Source organism: Cellvibrio sp. BR, assembly GCF_000263355.1.
GTDB lineage: Bacteria > Pseudomonadota > Gammaproteobacteria > Pseudomonadales > Cellvibrionaceae > Cellvibrio.
Window position 1 is genome coordinate 89,974 of record NZ_JH668206.1, and the last position, 21,316, is coordinate 111,289.

Genomic DNA, 21,316 nt, shown 5'->3' on the forward strand with positions numbered 1-21,316 from the left:
AGGATTAATTTATGTCGGCTTTGAAAAGCACATTACTACTTTTCATTTTAACTATCGTATTTTTTAACGATAAAGTATTAGCTCAAGATAATTCGGCAGCAAGATTGCCTGTTATCACACTTGAGCAAGACTTTAACGGAGTAGATGTCACATCTGGCAGTTATGTAACTAGATCTCCATTTAACCTCGCGAACCCGGCAGCCTCAAAATTGGGTATAAGTACTTATTTTAGTGGGCGCTCTTTTGGTTTCTCGCTAAATACCTATTTTCGAGATGAAACTTACACATCGTATGGATTTGATCCCTCAATTCGGGAATTGACAGTTGTTTTTGAGGGGCGCTCATATTTCTTCAAATGCACTGGTGTGGGTGCTTGCGTAGACCTCAATTACCTAAAAGATGGATCTAGCTTGGTTCGCTTGTCGATGCGACCAGCTTTTAGCAGTACAGGAGAGGATCGGTACAGGTTTACATATCGTGATGGAACATTGGTGAATTTTTTTGACCCCACTTATACAGCGCTGCAATATTGTCCAGATGATGATGGTTGTAACGCTGCCATTTATCACGCCTACGGATATGCTTCAAATATTAAGTATCCATCAGGTGAAATGCTGACTTTCGACCCACTAATTACAAAAGGTTACGACACAGACGGTGTTTATCGGGCTTTTTCAAATATACAAAGTAACCTTGGGTACACTTTGAACTTCGCAACTGAGGTCCCGACTAACTATGTGATACCCACTAAGGCGGGCGTTTTTTGGCAGCGACAAATTCTCGCTGAAGATAAAGATATCAAAATTACGCTAAAACAAAATAATATCGATGTGAGTTGGGTTCAAGGAAAAAGAACTTTTGAAACCATCCCAAATTTTGGCTTAAGTTTGAAGACTTTCGAACAGATAGATTCAATCGGAAGAGTTTCGAAGTGGGAGTTTCAAGGTAAATTTTCTTCAGGCTGTTTTCCACCAAACATTGATATAAGACAATCAGTAATTACGAGAGAAACTTCACCGGGAGGAATAGTTACTGAAATTAAATATCACGACGCAGTGAATCGGATGTTTCATCTTTGGCAAGTAAAGTCTGTGAAAAGAGGTAACAATACTTGGAATTATACCTACGATTCATCCGTAAACCCACAAGTCACAGTCACTGACGCTTACGGTGGAAAGAGAATCACTTTGCCAAGCATTGGTTATAATCCATTAAGCACCGCGAATGGAGGGTGTACGGCAGCGATTCCAGGGAAACCAACAAGATATACAGATGAGCTGAACCGTGTCACCAACGTTAAACTGGATACTAATTCTAATGAAATTGCTGAAATCACATATCCCAGTGGACATGGATACATTTACCAGCGTGATGCACGTTCAAATATTACTGCGACATATGAGAAACCATCAAACGGGACGTCCTCGGTAATAATTTATAAGGCAAATTACACATCGAATTGTGCTAATGCTCTGGTATGTAATCAAGTAAATTGGACGGAAGATGCGAAGGGAAACCGCACTAATTACACTTATTTTGAAAGTCATGGTGGAATAAAAACAAAAACAATGCCGTCAAACAACGACGGCGTATACCGTCGCGACTTTTACTTTTATGAGGGATTAAACACGGGGAATGGCACTGTTTACCGTATGATTCGACAGGAGTCATGTGGATTAATTGCCACACAACTAACTGCTACAACCTGTCCAGTAAATGCTGATACTAAGGTGCAATCGACAATCTATTGGAAAAAAACATTCTTACCTGAATCCGTCACATTAACAGATGGTTTGGGAAATTCACCTCTGACTACAATTTATAGCTATAACGACTTAGGCTTAATAGTCAATACAAATGGACCGCGCAACGATATTAACGATGTGAGTTATCGCACGTATGATGCGGTAGGTCGTTTGATTTTTGAAATTTCACCACTTCCCGGTGGAGAATGTCAAAACACCGGTCAAGCCTGCCGTGTACGCAAAATGGTGAAGCATTATTACAACAAGGATGATCAAGAAGTGCGAACTGAAATTGGTAGTGGAAATGCCATCAACGGTTCAGATTTTTTATGGTCATCCGCGTTAAAAATGACTTACGATAATTCTGGAAAATTAATAAAAACCGAAGAGCTCGTACCTTAAGGAGAGGGTTTTTAAATGAAAAAAGTAATCCTGTTGCTAGCATTTTTTCCTGCGTTTGTGACATCTGCTCTAAAAGCAGAAACTATCAAATCTGTGAAGCAAATATCTTATGATGCCGCTGGTCGTCAAACCTGTGTTGCCACGCGGATGAATGAATCGGCGTTTTTACTTTTGCCTGCTGATGCCTGTGCCTTAGGCCCAGAAGGATTAGACGGACCTGACCGGATTGTCAAAACAATTAACGACGCGGCAGGACAAATAAGTCAAGTTGTTGAAGCTTATGGCACCTCAAGTGAGCGTGTATATTCGACTTATGTTTATTCTCTTGACGGCAAACTCTCCGAATCTATAGATGCCAATGGCAACAGAACACGAATGGAATATGATCCGCTGGGTCGATTAAGTAAAATCTATTATCCCTCAGTATCTCGGTCTTACGGTTACTCTCCATCTACACCTGAGAATGCTATAGCAACTGCTGGAACATGGAATACGGCGGATTATGAACAATTTGATTATGACCTAAATGGAAATAAAATTTATTTCCGTCTGAGGAATAGTCAAGCCTTCAATTATATTTACGACAATCTAAATCAGATTCTTATTGAAGATGTACCCCCATCACCTGGAAATACAAATGGCGTAGACAAAGATATTTATTATTCTTACCGGTATGATGGTTTAATTTTAAAAAAGCGTTTTGTTGGATTTGATGGTCCAGGGATAACCTATACTTATGATGGAATTGGAAGAAAGAGATCCACGACTGACTTGCATGGAAGACATCTTATCTCGGAGTATGATGTAGTCGGTGCACCCAGAACTCGAATTATTTATCCCGACGGTCAGGCTTGGATACAGTCATACGATGCGACAGGGAAAGTTATTTCTATAACAAGCTCCTTTGATCCAACAATTGTTGCATTACAATACAATAATAATGGTCAGCGTACATTTCTAACTCGTACTTTAGGCCCCACTACAATTTATGGTTACGATGCGTTAGGACGATTATCTTCACTATCTCATGATTTTAACGGCACTCAAAGTGATGTTACTTATGGCTTTACCTACAATCCAGCCAATCAAGTGGCTTCAATTAGTACTTCAAGTGACTTATATGATTATAAAGAACCTAGCAATAAAACAGAAAATAAAAACTTTGATGGTCTCAATCGGGATACTCTAATTTCCGGTACAAATGGTTATGACGCAAATGGTAATATAACTTTACACGCTGGAAGAATAATGAAATATGACGTCTATAACCGCCTTATATCGGTAGCCACACCCGCTCGAACGATATTAGATTATGACCCCGAAGGGCGGTTATCCAAACTGGTAGTCAATGGTGTAACGACAACCTTTCTTTATGATGATCTAAAACTTATAGCAGAATATAACAACGCAGGCACACAAACTCATCGATATATGCACGGGCCAGGAACAGATGAACCGATCGCATCATACAATAATCCGGCGGCACCAAATCGACAATACTTTATTCAAAATTATCAAGGTAGTGTAATTGCCACAACAGATGCAACCGGCAATCGTCAAACTCTTTATAAATACAGCCCTTACGGCGAACCGAAATCTAGCAGTAACGTCGAAAGCTGGACTGGACCACGCTTTGGCTATACTGGCCAAATCGGCTTACCTGCGGTGAAGCTCTATTATTACAAAGCCCGTGTTTACGATCCTGCTCTAGGACGATTTTTACAAACCGATCCAATAGGTTATAAGGACGATAATAACCTCTACTCATATGTGGGAAATGATCCGGTTAATAAGATCGATCCAACAGGGATGGTTCTTGAAGTTATTGCAAATGGAGAAAACCTTGCACAATACCATGATGCGATCAACTATCTGAGCGCCGATTCTGGCTTTAGTTCTGACTACGCTCAACTTCAAGCATCTACTGAAACCTATCGAGTTTATGTTAAGGAGGGAAATCCCACAGTATATAACCCTGCCACGAGGAATATTGGTTGGGATCCGAAGGCAGGATTAAAAGTTAAGGAAGGCATTCAGTCACCCGCAATCGGCTTGCGTCATGAGATGGATCACGCAGCCCAACATGATAGGACTGGAGCTGCACCCAAGAATAAATCTAATGGCGAGCTTACCTCAAAATCCAAAAAAGAAGAAAAGAGAGCAACTAAAAGTGAAACGAAAACGGCAAGAGCTTTGGATGAACCTGCTAGAAAAAGTTATTATGATGGCACAATTGTACCTGTGCCAGACTCTACATATAGTTGTAAAAAAGCCCAAGATAAAACCTGCGAATGAGGAATTTCAACATGGATAGAGTATATATATTTTTGTTTTTAATAATGTTTGGCTCTCATGCACTATGTCAAGATGAAGGAACAAGAAAAGTTTCATCAGGCTATGTACAAATACTTTATAACGATTCATCTGTACTAAGGAGAAGCCTTAATTCTGCGCCTGTAATCGGCGAAGGGAATGAAGATTACTCAGTAAAGATAGGTTGCATGGGGAAAAGTGATTGCGTTACAAAAATTAGATCTATTTATGGACTGCTCTCAACTAAAAAACGCAATAAAAAAAAATGTATAACACCGATTTATATTAAAGTTTCTATAGCGCCTGATTCAGTTGCTTTTGGAGAAAGTATAACAGACGAAATAGAGGTGTATGAAATTGATTACACTGGAAAATGTGTCAATTATCTAGGCTCTTCCTTCAAAATAGAAAAATCAATTTATGACATTTTAAATGAGGAGCCGGTAAAAAACTGGTGATATGTACTAGCTCAAACTAGCTCTGACAGTTACTGGGTTTTACAGGTGAGAGAACTTTCAAAATTCTGCGGCACCTCGGCTGGTTAAATGTTAAAAATGTTATCCTTTGCTCAACAGTTAATTTCTCACATTTTTTTTGAGAAAAGTATTTCTTTTCAACCTGAAATTTAATAAATAGTATTGAGTCTTTATTTCAACCCACAAGGAAATGAATTTTAAACTTAGATTAACTCGTCGACTTGGTGAATGTATTAATATCTACACATCAGATGGTTTAATTAAAATCATTCTCGAACCAAGTGCCTATAGCAGCAATCAAACACAAGTTAAAATTGACGTGCCGCAAAGCGTGTCTATTTTGCGAGCAGAGATTGACGAGAAAGATGCGAGGTTTTATGCCGAAAAGAGCAAAATAATAGCTAAAGATATTGCCGAGGCAATTCTTTAAATAAGTTTTTCCTGATATTTAAAGAGTACTGAATACGTTCGTCTCTCGGTAACTGTTGGGGGCGGAGAATACATATGATTATATCGGTTTTAAAAGGCTGTTTAAGAAACCAATACAGCAGGTAAGATAATATGTACTAGCTTAGACCTGATCTGACAGTTACAGGTTTTTAGGAGTGTCTGTCAGTTTAGATTTGAGCTAAATTATTCTCCGCCAAAACCTTTTTTCATCCAGCAAAGTTTCCAATGGCGTGCGGCCACAGCAAACCTTGCCTTGATGAGTTCACTCATTATTGTAGGTGTTGCTTTGCACTTATTTTGCATTGAAAATTGCCCCCCTGGATGGTTTATTGTACGGGTTTGGGTTGTGGGTAAGCTATCGTCTTTTTCTCCTTTTTCGGTTGGTTTGAACTCTCTTTGAAACGATAGCTGTAATTGCCGGTTTCAACAATATGACAGTGATGGGTTACTCGATCCAATAGTCCCGTTGTCATCTTCGCATCACCATACACATTCGACTATTCGGCAAAGCTGAGATTGGTGGTGATGATCATGCTGGTGCATTCGTACAACTTGCTCATCAAATGAAACAACAAAGCTCCACCGGTTTAGCTCAAGGGTAAATAACGCATCTCATCCAGAATCACCAAGTCGGTGTGATGAGTCGCGACGCAATTTGTTCGGCTTTCCCTTGCTACTTTTCCTTCTCCCGTGCATTCACTAATTCAGTCGCCGGGAAGAACCAGGCACGGCGATGCAACTGTTCAATTGCTTGAATGCCGATGGCACTGGCAAGATGGGTTTTACACGTACCGGGGCCACCGACAAGTACGACATTCTGTGCGCTACCCAGCTATTGCTATCTTCTTTGCGACCTCACTGAATCATGCACCGGAGATGTCGCCGAGCCAATTTGCGGATTACATCTGATGGAATGGGCTATTTAGGTTACCACGTTGAGCCGCACGCATATATTGAAGTGATTAGTTTCGACCAGTTAGTGAAATCAGCCAGAGAGTGTAACCGGGAATTCTTTGACAAGCCGGGATTGCCTTCGCTTTGATAGTTGTCTTTTTTATGGCCAACATTTGGATGAGTGGTTTAACCGGTATTAGCGCCTTTCAATCGTGATGCTTTTTGGCATCTAGTGAAATTCGGGAGGTCCAAAGATTACTTGCGTTTAAGTTATTAATAATACGAATTTGACATGTAAACATCGTAGATGTCCCACACAGCTAAGCGTGTTGGACACTTTTGGTGCGCATACATGTTAAATTGTAAAAATTAGTGGGGGGGGTATGACAACCGCGTGCCCTTCGGCCAGATCGTTTGTTTAACTAAAATACTCCGCAAACTGCAACTAAATTTGGGAGATTGATAACTAAAAATGTCTAATAAATAGCCGTTAGACATTTTTAATAGTTGGTATATATTGGATCGTTTGGCCGTTAATCGTTCAATACTGGTGGGAGGAAGTCCTGTTAATGATTCAAGTTGCTGGCGGCCTCATCGTTAGTCCAGGATTTCCGCCAAAGAAGCTATTGTGCCGCCTCTGGGTGGTTGATGGCGGACAAGATGCAGGGCGCGGAACCCATATTTTAGTGGCCCTTCGTAATCCGCTAAACGGGTATCTCCGATGAAAAGCGTTTGATCCGCCGGTATGCCGCTCTCACGCACAATCCAATCGTAAATTTCTCGCTCTGGTTTAATCGCTTCTACCTCGTAACTCAGGCACCGTATTAAATCAACATGTTGTGGTAGTAATTCATCAATGACTGCACCGTAGGGCTTGGCTAAATTTGAACAGATAGCGAGTCGGATTCCTGTATGGAGCAGTGCGCTTAGTGTTGGCAGCACATCGTCGAACAGTGTAAGGCTGCCAAGCTCTTCCTGAATTTCACAGTGCAACTGTGTGAGCATTGCTGCGGGTGGGAAAATACCAAGTTCCGCCAACAACTCTTCATATTCTTTGTTTACGGTCATTAGCCATCCCAGGTATCTCCTCGGCAGTTGCCGAACGCGTGAGTGGCGGGCGTTACCTGGATATCCAGTTCGACCGCGCTGCACTCGCGCGCTATGGTTTGAGCATTATCCAGGCACAATCAGTGGTGAGTAGCCTGATTGGCGGCGACAATATTGGTGAAGTGGTTGATGGACGCGCGCGTTTCCCAATCAACCTGCGTTATCCGCGCGATTGGCGTGACAGTATTGGCAAGCTGCAAAACCTGCCCTTCATCACTCCACTGGGCAGCCAAATCACACTGGGTACAATTGCCACCATCAAGGTCACCGATGGTCCCAGCATGCTCAAAAGCGAAAATGCCCGCCCCACCAGCGTGGTTTACATTGATGTGCGCGACCGCGACTTGGGTTCAACGGTGAAAGATCTGCAACAAACCATCAACCAACAAGTGACCTTGTTACCGGGCACCAGTATCAGCTACGCGGGTCAGTTTGAATTTATGGAACGTGCCAATGCCCGTCTGCAGTGGATAGTTCCAGCAACCCTCGCGATTGTGCTGCTGTTGTTATTCCTCACTTTTTCCCGCCTGGATGAAGCCTTGCTAATCATGGGCACCCTGCCCTGTGCGCTAACGGGTGGCATCTGGCTGTTATACCTGATGGACTACCCTTTTTCGGTAGCCACGGCGGTCGGGTTTATTGCCTTGGCCGGGGTGTCCGCTGAGTTCGGGGTGATTATGCTACTCTATCTGAAACAGGCTTGGCAGCGGCGAATTGAAACAGGCACGACAACCCAACAGGATTTACTCGATGCCATTCAGGAAGGTGCTGTGTTGCGCATTCGCCCCAAAATGATGACGGTGACAGTGATTGTTGCGGGGCTAATGCCGATTTTTCTGGGTAGTGGTACCGGCTCGGAAATCATGAGCCGTATTGCGGCACCGATGGTGGGCGGCATGATAACGGCGCCATTATTGTCGTTATTTTTATTGCCGGTGGTTTATCAAATGTTGAGAAAACGCTGAATGTATTAATCAGCGTAAATATAAAATTTTTTATTTCTTTTGATGAGGGCTAGCGCGCCCTCGTTTGACCACACGAAATCCGCGATTGATTTGCACTTCCCCACGATCATCCATCCAGGGAACCCTAAAAATTATCTGGCGCTCCGGCTCACAGATCCGTTCGATAATTTTCTGGTCAGCATATTCAGGATGTTTGCGCAGCACCGGGCCGAGAGTTTCAATAACCTCCTTTACTGCCTGATGAAATTCGTTCTCTCCTTGATTATGCCTCACCACATGATCAATTATTTTTTCCAGACTTTGCTCTATTTTTTTCATGAACGACTCCACCAGGTTATGTACGACGGATAATGTTTAACGTCAAACTGCTCTTTAAAACCGGTTTATATTTACTTCAGTGACAAAAAATGGAGCAGTATATTTTCCATAACAGCTACTTCAACGTGACGGTGCCTTTCATCAGAGCAATATGCCCCGGGAACGAGCAAAAGAAAGTGTAAGCTTTGTCAGTTTTTAATTTATCCACTTTAAAGGTAACCGACGTTTTTTCCCCGCCGCCAATAATGTCGGTGAAGGCAACTACACGTTCATCTTCAGGTTTGACGTATTGATTATTTAAACCAGCCGCTATTGCGTCATTCGCAACAGCACGCGCATCCTCAGTAGTGGTGATTACAATATTATGACCCATTACGTTTTTGGCAATTTTTCCGGAATGCGTAAGGTTAACCGTAAACTCTTTGCACGATTTATCTATCACAATTTCACTTTTGTCGAACTTCATTGCATCGTTACTATCGACGGTAACATTACAATCATCTGCCAGCGCTTGCATTGCAAAGGCAGAAAACATAACGGGTATCAGGTATTTTATGTTCATAATTAAATTTCCACATGGATTGAAAAATGTCTTTGAGAACCCTGCTAATGGGTTCTCAAAAAACGTTTATTGCTACGTTGGTTTCGAAAACACTTTTACGACTAACCAGAGCGAAATTCATCCGCAGCTTGTTTTACGGGTGACTACTGCCCCCACAACTGCCACAACAAACCTTTTCTTCAGGGGTAGCATCGGTTAATGGATTAATTACATTGACACCAGTCGGCGTATTGCGTTCATACAAGCCCTTCACAATCTGCCAAGTTACCGCTAAAGCACCCACGATAAATACAACATCACCAAACGTGCGAACCCAGCGCAAGGTCACTAGCAAATCGGATTGCATAAACGATTCACTACGTGCGTACCACAGCCCCTCCGATGCGCTCGCGACAAACTGAATAATCCCAACCGGTAACAAACTGGTGAACAGCATTAGCGCCAAACCTATGTTCATCCACCAAAACGCCACCTTCATCAATTTATCGCTAAACACTAATTGCGGGCGAATATAGCGAAGAATTAATAATGAGAAACCCAGCGCCAGGAATCCATACACGCCGAACAACGCCGCATGGGCATGTGTCGGTGTAGTATTTAAACCTTGCACGTAGTAAAGCGCGATTGGCGGGTTAATCATGAAGCCAAGCACACCTGCACCGAGCATGTTCCAAAACGCAACCGCGACAAAGAAGGTCAATGGCCATTTTATTTGTTGCATCCAGAGCGCGCGATTTTTCAAACGCCAGTTTTCCCAAGCTTCATAACCCAGCACTACAAGCGGCACGACTTCGAGCGCACTGAAGGTTGCACCCACGGCCATCACCGGTGTGGTGGTGCCAGAAAAATACAGGTGATGGAAAGTGCCAGGCACGCCACCCAACATAAATAACGATGCCGACGCCAGTGTGGCCGCCGTTGCCATGGGCCGCGATACCAACCCCATGCTGCAGAAGATAAACGCGAGTGCAGCGGTTGCAAAAACTTCAAAAAAACCTTCAACCCAAAGATGCACAACCCACCAGCGCCAATACTCCATTACAGAGAGATGTGTGCGTTCACCGTAGAACAAACCGGCGCCGTAAAATAATCCAATGGCGACAACAGATGCGGTTAACAAAGCTAATAAATTTTTATCACCAGGTTGTCTTAACGCCGAAGTAATACCGCGCATCATCAAAAACAACCAGAGTAAAATTCCAATAAACTTTCCTATTTGCCACACCCTACCCAAGTCAACGTATTCATAACCTTGGTGACCAAGCCAGAAACTTAGATTGGTCGGTATGATGTGTGCGATAGCAAGGAAATTACCGATAAACGAACCGACGACCACCGCAATCAACGCCCAGAAGAGAATATCCACCCCTAGCTTTTGATACTTAGGATCTTTGCCGCCGTTAATAATTGGCGCAAGGAATAATCCAGCCGCGAGAAAACCAGTGGCAATCCAAAACATGGCTGACTGAATGTGCCAGGTACGTACCAACGAATACGGAAACCAATCAGACACATTAATGCCGTAAAACGTTTGCCCTTCCACGGTGTAATGCGCGGTGAACCCACCCAGAAAAACTTGAAAGGTAAACAGTGCGACTACAACAAATAAATATTTCCCTAATGCGCGCTGCGACGGTGTGACAGCAAAAGTTGTAATCGGATCGACGTCAGGCGCAACTGTCTCTTCCTCATTTTCTTTGCGCAGAAAAGCCCACGCCCATACGAGTGCGCCTACACCTAAAACTAACAGCACCACGCTGGCAATTGACCACACGATATTTTCCGCTGTGGGTTTGTTGTCGATCAGCGGTTCATGAGGCCAATTATTAGTGTAAGTCGCCTCACCCGGTGTGCGCTCGGTAGATGCTGCCCATGCGGTCCAAAAGAAAAACTCTGCCATGCGTTCGCGTCGCTCCGGATCAGGCAGCGTGTTTTCTTTCATCGCATAATTTTCACGCGTTTTTTTCAGCTCCGGGGCAGCACTGAATAGCCGCTGATAATAGTCAGCAGTTAATGCAATTGCCTGTGCGCGCCGGGCTGAAACCAATACGCTGTCTGTATCTGCACTATAGGTATTCGTGCGATACGCAACTTTTAAATCGTATTGCAGCGCATTTTGTTGCGCGCCATCCAAGTCTGCATAGGCTTTACCAAAGGTATCTTGTGCGGCTAACTCCAGCCAGTTCAGTAATTCGCGATGCAACCAATCAGCCGTCCAGTCCGGCGCCTGATAAGCACCGTGTCCCCAGATCGAACCCAATTGCATGCCGCCAACAGATTGCCACGCGGTTTGCCCATCCAGAATGGAATCGTGAGTCATCAATACCTCACCAGCTTCGCTGACAACCTGTGCCGGGATCGGTGGTGCGTTGCGATAGACTTCGGTGCCAAAATATCCGAGCAGCGAAAAGGTAATGGCGAGCACACCAATCAAGATAAACCACAGCTTGCGATACTCACCCATGATTCACCTCCAAGACACCATCAATACGATCAAATAAAATATTGTTTTCAAGATGAATATGATCCATCAGATCCGCCTTTAAAGTTTCTAACCCCAGGTAGAGTGCGCGCCAGGTATTACATGCCCCCTTGGGTATAACAATACCGTGCGTGATGTGAGCAATATCCGCGAGTGCAGCCCCGTGATCGTCGTGTTCACGGCGCATCATCGCAATAGGTTGGACAGCCATGCCAGTAATGCCACGACTAATCATCGGAAACAGAATTTGCTCCTCTTTCTGCATATGGCTTTCCAGCTCTTGCAGCATGGTTTCGAGAAGTTGCGCCAAACCTGCAGGGCACTCGGTATGCCCGCCATGAACTAGCTCTACCCGCTGAGCAAGACGAATCAGTTCTGGAAGTTGTTGGCGATGAACATCGTGATAACGCGTGAGTATGTGCTCGATCAATTCAATGTCCGGTACATTTACCCACTCTTGCTCCGCTGGTTGCAGTGATTGCAGCACCTGTAACTCAGCGGCAAGCATATCCAAATTCAGCTCGCGTTCACTTGCTGCATCGCGCAAGCTTTTCTTTCCGCCGCAACAAAAGTCCAATTGGTGTTTATGAAAAATCGCGGTGGCCCCCGGAATACTCCGTGCAAGTTGGCCAAGACTTTGGTCGGTAATAGTCATAATGTCACTCTCCGGCTGCAATAAAACGACGGTAATTAAAGGGAACCCGGCAACTCTGCCAAATAACCTCGTTAAGATGCATTGTAAATGCATCTTATAAAGATGTAAAATGAATACATGTTTAAAGGTAAAGATTTTATGACCGCCACTTCGCGCTATAGATGAAAGAGGAACTGAGAATGCCTGCCCACTCCACACTGTCGCAGCCTGTAAAAGCCGGTTACCTCACGCTTGCATGCTTATCATTGCTGATCGGTGTGGTTGGCATAGTGACTCCACTACTGCCAACTACTCCGTTTCTATTATTGTCAGCATGGTCTGCTGCAAAGGGCTCACCGCGCTTACACCAATGGTTAACAACTCACCCAGAATTAAGTAAGCCGTTGCGCGCGTGGCAACAAGAGCGAGCAATTCCCTCCTCTGCTAAACGGTTGGCAATATTGATGCTTGCTGCCAGTTGGCTGGTATTAATATTTTGGGGAGTTGACTGGGCGATTGTCAGTGTCACCTTGTGTTTATTTGGCGCGATCGGAATTTTTATTTTTACGCGCCCCTCACCACAAGATGAAGATTGCATAACTCCCGACAACATTATCATGTACAAAGGATGCAAGGTTTACAGCGATATTCGCGCCTATGCCGATCCAGAGGTTTTTCATGAGTAATTTTTTTCAATCACAATCGATTCTTGCACATCCTTTCCGCCCATTCTTTTTGCTCACGGGTGTTTATGGAGTTATTACTGTTATTGCCTGGATGAGCTTTTTGTTTGGCGGACTTTCACTGCCATTGGGATGGTCGCCGGTACACTGGCACAGCCATGAAATGTTATTTGGTTTGATTCCACTGGCTATCGCCGGTTTTTTGTTGACGGCAGTATGCAACTGGACCGGTGCAGCGCCGTTACACGGCAAAGCATTACTCGCGCTGATAATAATCTGGTTCGCAGGCCGCGTTGCCATGTGGACAGCAAGCTGGTGGCCAGTGGGTATAGCAGCAGCGGTTGATTTATTATTTATGCCAGTGATGGCTATCTATATGACCCGCGTATTATTGCGGCATGGCAATAAACGCAATTTACCCATTGCGGCAATTTTGCTGTTGCTGAGCCTCGCTAATGTAATGATGCATATCGGATTTATCACGAGTGACCCACAATGGTTACGGCGTGGTGAATTAATGGCACTGGGTTTAATTACCTTGATGATGATTGTGATTGGTGGCCGAATTTTTCCGCTCTTTACGATCAACTGGCTGCGTAATCAAGGCATTCAAATTGAGTGCGTAAAATCATTCACTGCTCTGGATCGCGCTGCACTCCTCGCCACGCTGTTGTTAATTCCCGCCGACTTTTTCACAGGCACTTCCTGGTTAACCGGCGTTATGGCCTTAATTGCAGGTACACTCAATGCCTTGCGTTTGATCGGCTGGTCAGGCTGGCGCACCGCACGGGAACCGCTGTTGTGGATTCTGCACCTCGGCTATGGCTGGATTGTTGTCGCGCTCTTGCTCAAGAGCGCCGCAGCCTTTAATCTCGCCGCCCCTACCGCTTGGCAACATGCACTGGGAGTCGGCGCCATGGGAACCTTGATTCTGGGAGTAATGACCCGTGTAGCCCTTGGGCACACCGGCCGCACACTCACCCTACCCCGGTTTGCAATAGCGATTTACGTGGCTATTACACTAGCCGCATTGGCTCGTGTATTAGCCGCATTACAACTACTGGATTACCGCGTAGGATTGTTAGTGGCCGCTACAGGCTGGTCGCTCGCCTTTGCCACATTTACCTTGATTTATTGGCCAATACTCACTCGCCCGCGCGCAGATGGCCGCCCCGGATAAGAAGAGAAATCTATGCACATAACCCGTTATACCGATTATTCACTGCGTGTACTCATGTACGTGGCGCTCAAGGGTGAAGAAATTTCTACTATTGGCGAAATTGCAGAGAGCTACGACATTTCAAAAAACCATTTAATGAAAGTGGTTCAAGAACTCAACGCCAAAGGCTATTTAATTGCGGTGCGGGGGAAGAATGGCGGGCTGCGCTTAAATGGCCGCGCTGACGATATTAATATCGGTATGTTAGTGCGTGACACTGAGCAGGATCTAGCAATAGTAGAGTGCTTCACGGGCGCTCAGGGCTGTACCATCACACCCGCATGCCACCTTAAAAGTGTATTTGCGGCGGCATTGGAAGCTTTTTTTAACGTGCTCGATCAATACACTCTGGCCGATCTACTACCAAAACAAAAACAACCTGTATTAATTAAGTTATTGGGTATCAGTTAATTCATGCTTACGCCAAGTCGTTAAATATATCGGAAGTGATGATCCCGCTTTTTTGGCGAATTTTTATAAATTCAGGAATGAATTCAAAACTCACTAAAACACCACCAGAAGGTTGATTGGATAACATAAGCTCGCCCCCCAAATGTTTGGCGCGCTCTTTCATGATGGCCAAACCATAGTGATTAATTTTTTCCGGCGAACCCGGAAGGCCGCTACCATCATCTGCGATGGTTAAACTAATCGCTTGATCTGCATTTTGCCACAAGTGGATATCCAAATTTTTTCCTCCACTGTGATTGATCGAGTTTTGACTGGCCTCGCGAATAATTTGCAGTAAATGAATTTCCTCATTTGGCGTCAGTGGAATATTATTTAAGGCAAAATCAAAGTGAATATTCATTGAATTCTGCGCACGCAGCTGTTCAATGCTGGATTCAAGAGCAACCTTTAAACTGCTGCCATCGATTTTTAACCGGAACGTCGTTAATAACTCACGCAATTGACGGTAAGCGTTACTTAACCCCTCACGCAGTTCACCCGCAACATCCTCCATGGTAATTTTATCCTCTCGATCAATCGCCTTATTGAGGCGTGTCACCTGAATTTTTAAGTAGGATAGCGCCTGTGCGAGGGAATCGTGTAATTCACGTGCAATAGCATTGCGTTCTTGTAATACCGCCAAACGGCGCGACTGGTCTTCATCAGTTTTCAAACTCATACCAATCGCCAATTGATCGGTCGCTGATTGAATCAGCTGTTCCTGCCAAGGCGAGAGTAACTTTTGCTCATCCACACGACAAACAATCAACCCATAATGCCGGTCATTACGGGTTAATTGAAAACGATAAATAGCAGTTCCATCTGTTTTTTCTACGACCCCCCGACTGGATAAGCATTTCGAACAGTTCTGCTTTTTGCACAGCTCTGCATTAATTTCACTCGCCGGTTTTATTTGCAGATAAGGGCTATTGCCCTCAGTGGTCATTAAACATAATTCGAGGTTGGACACACCGATGGTTTTCCCTAAACGGGAAATAATTTCATCGTAATTAATACCCTGTGGGTTGTGTTCAATAATGAACTTGGCGGTTTCATATAAAAACTGCAGTGCACTATTAGACTGCTGCAATGCTTTGGTTTTTTCGTCTACTTGTTGTTCCAGATGATCATAACTATTAGCGATAGAGCGGCTCATGAGATTAAACGTGCTTGCAAGAACGCCTAATTCATCATTGCTTACAATAGGTATTTGATGACTGAAATCGCCTTGGGAAATTCGTTTAGCCATGGCGGTCAATTGATTGAGCGGCTGCTCTACTTTGACTCTCAATGAGTACATTACCACCGCCGATACTAACAACGTAGCAAACAGCGCAATTATCTGCACCAAACGAAAACCGCGCACCTTTTGTTCTGCATCCTGCTGAATAGTTTGTACCAGCGCATCCAATAATTGGATATGCTCATCCAACAAAACGTGTAAATTTTGAATGGTCAAAGCATTTTGATTTTGCTTGACCATGTTAAATGCTGGCAATAATTGGTCGCGCCAATTATCGGCCGCGCGGGTATATAACTCACTGATCTCTGGCTTCTTGTGCAAAAAAGGGATAAATACCGGGTTACTCCAAGTTTCATCAATTTTCTGCTGTGCACTGATCCATTGCGCCCCATCAGGAGTCTCATCTATTGCCAGCAAGCCCATGCGATAACTCTGCATACGCAAGGAGCCGGCGATATTAATAGCCAGAGAATCGTTTTCAGCACGCTCGGACAACCAATAGGAAATCAACATCGTGCTCATGCCTAATACAACAATTCCGGCAAGTGCCACGCTAATACGAACAATGATGGAGGATTTAGATGTAAGTGATTTCATAAGAGAGTTTTATTCAAAAAAAATATACCCACTTGTGAGTATTTATTTGCCCCCTAATAACCCATTAGGGAGAATTGTAAAAAAGGTTTTTTTAGCCGATAAGCTTTATTACCTAGTGCCAATTAAACAACAAGAGGCTTAATTATGAATACTACCAACACTAGCGGCTATTACGCCAAAGATATTATGAGCGACACATTATTAACCGCTTATGAGGGCTGGACAATCAGCCGTTTGGCAGACTTTTTTATTAATCGAAAAATTTCAGCCGCCCCGGTTATAGCGTCAGACCACGAATTAGTGGGCGTGGTCAGCGTAAGCGATGTATTCAAATTCAACAATCTCAACGAAGGGGATAAGAGTACTGCGTTGCGCAATCACTACCGGGATAGTTGTGGTCAGGATATCAATGAAGAAGTTCTACGCTCATGGGTAAAAGATGCTGATAAAAATTGTACCGTTCATCAAATTATGAATCATGAAGTCATTGCGATTGACCAAGGCGAATCAATAAAATCCGTAACAAAGATTCTTCTTGAACAACATATTCACCGCGTCTTTGTTACCGATAACAATAAAGTAGTCGGGGTAATTACGGCTATGGACGTGCTTGCCGTGCTAAATCAAGACTAATTTTTTCTTTTTTTGCAACAGTTTTTCGAGGCCGCCACCCGCACTCGGGAGCGGCCTTTTTCTTGGAGTACCTATTCTGTACTAAGGTTGATTTTCTCACCGCAGATGACCAGCCAATAAAAACAATAAAACCAATAAATTCAGCAACTTAGTAAACAAAATCAAATACTCATTTAGAGGTAGATCGACCACGTTCAAGCAATTTTCCCCGACTGGCAGGTGGCGGTTGAATGGCGCAGTATTCCAACATCAACCGTGAACCGAGCGCGCGCCATTAGCATAACGTCGTTGTATAGGTAATGGAGTAACGCGCACACTTTTAGGAGCTGCCATAGAATGAGTCATCTACTCGACAAATTACGTTTTTTTAAAAAACGTCAAGAACCCTTCGCTGATGGGCATGGCGTTACCACCGATGAGGATCGCTCCTGGGAGCAGGGTTATCGCCAACGCTGGCAGCACGATAAAATTGTGCGCTCAACTCACGGCGTAAATTGCACCGGCTCTTGCAGTTGGAAAATTTACGTGAAAGACGGCTTAATCACCTGGGAAACCCAGCAGACAGATTACCCGCGCACTCGCCCCGATTTACCTAATCATGAACCGCGCGGCTGCCCACGGGGCGCAAGTTACTCCTGGTATATTTACAGCGCTAATCGTTTGAAATACCCCAAGGTGCGTCAGGCATTAATTGAGTTGTGGCGCGAAGCTCGGCAAGAATATTGCGACCCTGTACAAGCTTGGGCTTCCATTGTTGAAGATGAAACGCGTGCAAAAAAATATAAATCCCGACGCGGCTTGGGTGGATTTGTACGCGCACACTGGGGCGAAGTAAATGAAATTATTGCCGCATCGAATGTCTATACTGCCAAAACTTACGGCCCCGACCGCATCAACGGTTTTTCACCCATTCCCGCCATGTCGATGGTGTCCTACGCTGCTGGTTCGCGTTATCTATCGTTGATTGGTGGTAACTGTTTAAGTTTTTACGATTGGTATTGCGATTTACCTCCGTCATCACCTCAAGTCTGGGGCGAGCAAACAGACGTACCCGAATCCGCCGATTGGTATAACTCCAATTACATTATTGTGTGGGGTTCTAATGTTCCCCAAACGCGCACGCCAGATGCTCACTTCTTATCAGAAGTTCGCTACAAGGGCACCAAAACCTGTGTCATTACTTCCGATTACTCCGAAGCGTCTAAATTTGGTGATACCTGGTTATCGCCGAAACAAGGGACAGATGCTGCACTAGGTATGGCTTTTGGCCATGTTATTTTAAAAGAATTTCACATCGACAACCCAAGTACTTATTTTACTAACTACGTAAAACAATATACCGATATGCCCATGCTGGTGTTGTTGGAACGGCAGGGTGAGCATTTAACACAGGGGCGGTTTTTGCGCGCTGCCGATTTAATTGACAATCTTGGCCAGGAAAATAATCCAGATTGGAAAACTATCGCGATCAATTCACAAACCCAGGAATTAATCAGTCCCAATGGTTCTATTGGTTATCGCTGGGGCCAAAGTGGCAAATGGAACCTTGAACAGCGCGATGGAAAAACCGGGGCCGATGCAGATGTACTCTTATCGCTAAAAAATGATTGCGATGAAGTTTTGGATGTTGCTTTTCCCTATTTTGGGGGCAACGAACACGAATACAATTATTTCCATCACACGGACCACAGTGATATTCAACTGCATAAAGTACCTGCACGCAAAGTCGTACTGGCCAACGGGGAAACCGCTTGGGTGAGCAGCGTATTCGATTTAATGGTGGCCCACTACGGCGTCGATAACGGTCTGGACGATGTAAATGTCGCTAAATCATTTGATGATGACGCGCCCTACACTCCGGCATGGCAAGAAAAAATTACCGGTGTGCCGCGCGCCGATGTCATTCGTGTTGCACGCGAGTTTGCGCGCACCGCTGACAAAACCCACGGTCGTTCAATGGTGATTGTTGGTGCAGCACTCAATCACTGGTACAACATGGATATGAATTACCGCAGCCTGATTAACATGCTGATGATGTGCGGCTGTGTAGGTCAAAGTGGCGGCGGTTGGGCTCACTATGTCGGGCAAGAAAAATTGCGCCCGCAAAATGGTTGGCTGCCCCTTGCCTTCGGATTGGATTGGCAGCGCCCTGCCCGCCAAATGAATGGCACTTCGTTTTTCTATAACCATGCCAGTCAATGGCGCTACGAAAAACTCGACATGAGTGAAGTAGTTTCACCACTCGCCAATAAAGAAAAATGGAGCGGTAGCATAATTGATTTTAATGCCCGCGCTGAGCGTATGGGTTGGCTGCCCTCTGCGCCACAGCTCGGCACCAATCCCTTACACATTGTTGCCGCTGCAAAAGCGGCTGGTAAAGCACCCAAAGAATATGTTGTCGAACAATTAAAAACGGGCGCAATTGAATTCGCTTGCCAAGACCCGGATGCACCGCAAAATTTTCCGCGCAACTTATTTATCTGGCGCTCGAATTTATTGGGCTCCAGTGGCAAAGGACACGAATATATGCTGCACCATTTACTGGGCACCAAACACGGTTTGCTCGGTAAAGATTTGGGTGCTGACGGAAAAAAACCGGAAGATGTGAAATGGCATCAAGAGGGCGCAGTCGGCAAAGTGGATTTGTTAGTAACGCTCGATTTCAGAATGTCCACTACCTGCTTGTATTCCGACATAGTTTTGCCTACCGCCACCTGGTATGAAAAAGACGACATGAACACCTCGGATATGCACCCGTTTATCCATCCGCTCACCAAAGCCATTGATCCGGTATGGGAGTCGCGCAGTGACTGGGATATTTTTAAAGGGATCGCCAAAAAGTTCTCAGAATTATGCAATGGACACTTAGGCGTAGAACAAGATTTTGTTACTCAACCGATGATGCACGACTCACCCGATGAACTCGCACAACCTTACGGCGTTAAAGCTTGGTGGAAAGGTGAATGCGAAGCCATTCCTGGCCTGACCATGCCCAATATGGTGGTGGTGGAGCGTGATTACCCCAACACCTATAAACGTTTCACCTCACTCGGACCACTGCTGGAGTCACTCGGCAACGGCGGCAAAGGCATTAAATGGGACACCAAAGAAGAAGTGGAGTTTCTCGGTAAATTAAATCGCACCCACACCGAAGCAGGTGCACACCAAGGCAGACCCAAAATTGAAACGGCGATTGATGCCTGCGAAGTTATTTTATCACTCGCACCGGAAACAAACGGCCACGTAGCGGTGAAGGCTTGGGATGCCCTGTCAAAAATTACTGGTCGCGACCATACCCATTTAGCCAAACCAAAAGAAGATGAAAAAATTCGCTTTCACGATATTGTTGCCCAACCGCGCAAAATTATTTCAGCGCCCACCTGGTCGGGCTTGGAAGATGAACATGTCTCTTATAACGCGGGCTACACAAATGTTCATGAGTTAATTCCATGGCGCACTATCACTGGCCGCCAGCAGTTTTATCAGGACCATGAATGGATGCGCGATTTTGGCGAGCAGTTGTGCTGTTACAAACCGCCGGTCAATTTAAAAACGATTGACCCAGTGATGAACCGTACACCCAATGGCAACAAAGAAATTATCTTGAACTGGATTACTCCACACCAAAAATGGGGCATTCACAGTACCTATAGCGACAATTTGTTAATGCTGACCCTGTCGCGTGGCGGCCCGATTGTTTGGATGAGTGAAATCGATGCAAAAGCGGCAGGCATTGAGGACAACGATTGGATCGATATTTTTAACGTGAATGGCGCAATTTCTGCGCGCGCCGTAGTGTCGCAACGTGTGCCGCAAGGCATGGGTATGATGTACCACGCTCAGGAACGCATTATTAATATGCCTGGATCGTCGCTCACAAAAACCCGCGGTGGCATGCACAACTCAGTAACACGCGCGATTATGAAACCTACACACATGATTGGTGGTTACGCGCAACAGGCTTACGGCTTTAATTATTACGGTACCGTCGGCTGCAACCGCGATGAGTTTGTAGTGGTGAGAAAAATGAAAGAAGTGGATTGGTTAGATACACCTTAACCCCACCCTAACCCTCCCCTCCTACAAAAGGGGTAGGCCCTGGGGGGATTCTTCCACAAAAAAATTCTCGAATTTACAGAGGCA

Annotated in this window: 15 protein-coding genes and 3 pseudogenes; 10 read left to right on the forward strand and 8 right to left on the reverse strand. The window is 44.8% G+C overall.

The genetic code is table 11. The annotated features are described in order from the left end of the window. Positions 1 to 11: 11 nt before the first annotated feature. The 4 genes from O59_RS18655 (at position 12) to O59_RS18670 (ending at position 5,366) form a co-directional block, all read left to right on the forward strand. On the forward strand, positions 12 to 2,147 hold the full coding sequence (locus O59_RS18655; protein ID WP_007645489.1) for a hypothetical protein: 2,136 nt from the start codon (positions 12 to 14) through the stop codon (positions 2,145 to 2,147). Positions 2,148 to 2,162: 15 nt separating this feature from the next. Beyond that, positions 2,163 to 4,442, forward strand: coding sequence for an RHS repeat domain-containing protein (locus O59_RS18660; RefSeq protein ID WP_007645499.1), 2,280 nt, complete (start codon positions 2,163 to 2,165; stop codon positions 4,440 to 4,442). 11 nt (positions 4,443 to 4,453) lie between these two features. Then, positions 4,454 to 4,918: a hypothetical protein gene (locus O59_RS18665; RefSeq protein ID WP_040393462.1), complete on the forward strand. Its 465-nt coding sequence runs from the start codon at positions 4,454 to 4,456 to the stop codon at positions 4,916 to 4,918. Positions 4,919 to 5,126: 208 nt separating this feature from the next. Then, entirely contained in the window at positions 5,127 to 5,366 is a 240-nt protein-coding gene (locus tag O59_RS18670) for a carbon storage regulator (protein ID WP_040393464.1), read from the forward strand. A gap of 187 nt (positions 5,367 to 5,553) precedes the next feature. Here O59_RS18670 and O59_RS22115 read toward each other — a convergent pair. The 3 genes and pseudogenes from O59_RS22115 to O59_RS18675 all read right to left on the reverse strand — a co-directional run. Continuing rightward, positions 5,554 to 5,663 (reverse strand): annotated as a pseudogene (locus O59_RS22115) (IS481 family transposase); the annotation flags it as partial. A 49-nt stretch (positions 5,664 to 5,712) separates the two neighbouring features. After that, positions 5,713 to 6,218: pseudogene (locus tag O59_RS21570) on the reverse strand (ATP-binding protein); the annotation flags it as partial. 659 nt (positions 6,219 to 6,877) lie between these two features. Next, positions 6,878 to 7,348 (reverse strand): HAD family hydrolase, encoded by a 471-nt coding sequence (locus O59_RS18675; RefSeq protein WP_007645501.1) that lies wholly within the window; start codon positions 7,346 to 7,348, stop codon positions 6,878 to 6,880. Between the two features lie 5 nt (positions 7,349 to 7,353). Here O59_RS18675 and O59_RS18680 point away from each other — a divergent pair. Next, a pseudogene (locus O59_RS18680) lies at positions 7,354 to 8,352 on the forward strand (efflux RND transporter permease subunit); the annotation flags it as partial. Between the two features lie 30 nt (positions 8,353 to 8,382). Here the strand turns inward: O59_RS18680 and O59_RS18685 are convergent. From O59_RS18685 to ytfE, 4 genes are all read right to left on the reverse strand, one after another. Continuing rightward, positions 8,383 to 8,670, reverse strand: a complete 288-nt coding sequence (locus tag O59_RS18685; protein ID WP_007645503.1) for a hypothetical protein — start codon at positions 8,668 to 8,670, stop codon at positions 8,383 to 8,385. 115 nt (positions 8,671 to 8,785) lie between these two features. After that, positions 8,786 to 9,232 carry an azurin gene (azu, locus tag O59_RS18690; RefSeq protein ID WP_040393468.1) on the reverse strand — a complete coding sequence of 149 codons (447 nt, stop codon included), beginning with the start codon at positions 9,230 to 9,232 and terminating at the stop codon, positions 8,786 to 8,788. Between the two features lie 133 nt (positions 9,233 to 9,365). Beyond that, positions 9,366 to 11,696 carry a nitric-oxide reductase large subunit gene (locus O59_RS18695; protein WP_007645507.1) on the reverse strand — a complete coding sequence of 777 codons (2,331 nt, stop codon included), beginning with the start codon at positions 11,694 to 11,696 and terminating at the stop codon, positions 9,366 to 9,368. Next, entirely contained in the window at positions 11,689 to 12,369 is a 681-nt protein-coding gene (gene ytfE, locus O59_RS18700; protein WP_007645510.1) for an iron-sulfur cluster repair protein YtfE, read from the reverse strand. Before ytfE ends, O59_RS18695 begins: the two co-directional genes overlap by 8 nt. Positions 12,370 to 12,548: 179 nt before the next feature. Here ytfE and O59_RS18705 point away from each other — a divergent pair, with 179 nt between their 5' ends. Genes O59_RS18705 through O59_RS18715 form a run of 3 tightly spaced genes read left to right on the forward strand, consistent with a single transcriptional unit; the run spans position 12,549 to position 14,661 of the window. Next, positions 12,549 to 13,034 (forward strand): YbaN family protein, encoded by a 486-nt coding sequence (locus tag O59_RS18705; RefSeq protein WP_050977121.1) that lies wholly within the window; start codon positions 12,549 to 12,551, stop codon positions 13,032 to 13,034. Then, positions 13,027 to 14,211 carry an NnrS family protein gene (locus O59_RS18710; RefSeq protein ID WP_007645521.1) on the forward strand — a complete coding sequence of 395 codons (1,185 nt, stop codon included), beginning with the start codon at positions 13,027 to 13,029 and terminating at the stop codon, positions 14,209 to 14,211. Before O59_RS18705 ends, O59_RS18710 begins: the two co-directional genes overlap by 8 nt. Positions 14,212 to 14,223: 12 nt before the next feature. Further along, the gene (locus tag O59_RS18715) at positions 14,224 to 14,661 is read left to right on the forward strand and encodes an Rrf2 family transcriptional regulator (RefSeq protein ID WP_007645522.1); all 438 of its coding nucleotides are present in this window, start codon (positions 14,224 to 14,226) and stop codon (positions 14,659 to 14,661) included. A 7-nt stretch (positions 14,662 to 14,668) separates the two neighbouring features. Here O59_RS18715 and O59_RS18720 read toward each other — a convergent pair whose 3' ends face one another. Beyond that, positions 14,669 to 16,540, reverse strand: a complete 1,872-nt coding sequence (locus O59_RS18720) for a histidine kinase (protein ID WP_050977122.1) — start codon at positions 16,538 to 16,540, stop codon at positions 14,669 to 14,671. A 144-nt stretch (positions 16,541 to 16,684) separates the two neighbouring features. Between O59_RS18720 and O59_RS18725 the strand changes: the two genes are divergently transcribed. Both O59_RS18725 and O59_RS18730 read left to right on the forward strand, forming a co-directional pair. Further along, the gene (locus tag O59_RS18725) at positions 16,685 to 17,173 is read left to right on the forward strand and encodes an HPP family protein (RefSeq protein ID WP_007645524.1); all 489 of its coding nucleotides are present in this window, start codon (positions 16,685 to 16,687) and stop codon (positions 17,171 to 17,173) included. Between the two features lie 336 nt (positions 17,174 to 17,509). Next, a complete protein-coding gene (locus tag O59_RS18730; protein ID WP_007645525.1) occupies positions 17,510 to 21,232 on the forward strand; it encodes a nitrate reductase subunit alpha in 3,723 nt (1,240 codons plus the stop codon). The last annotated feature ends 84 nt before the right edge of the window (positions 21,233 to 21,316 follow it).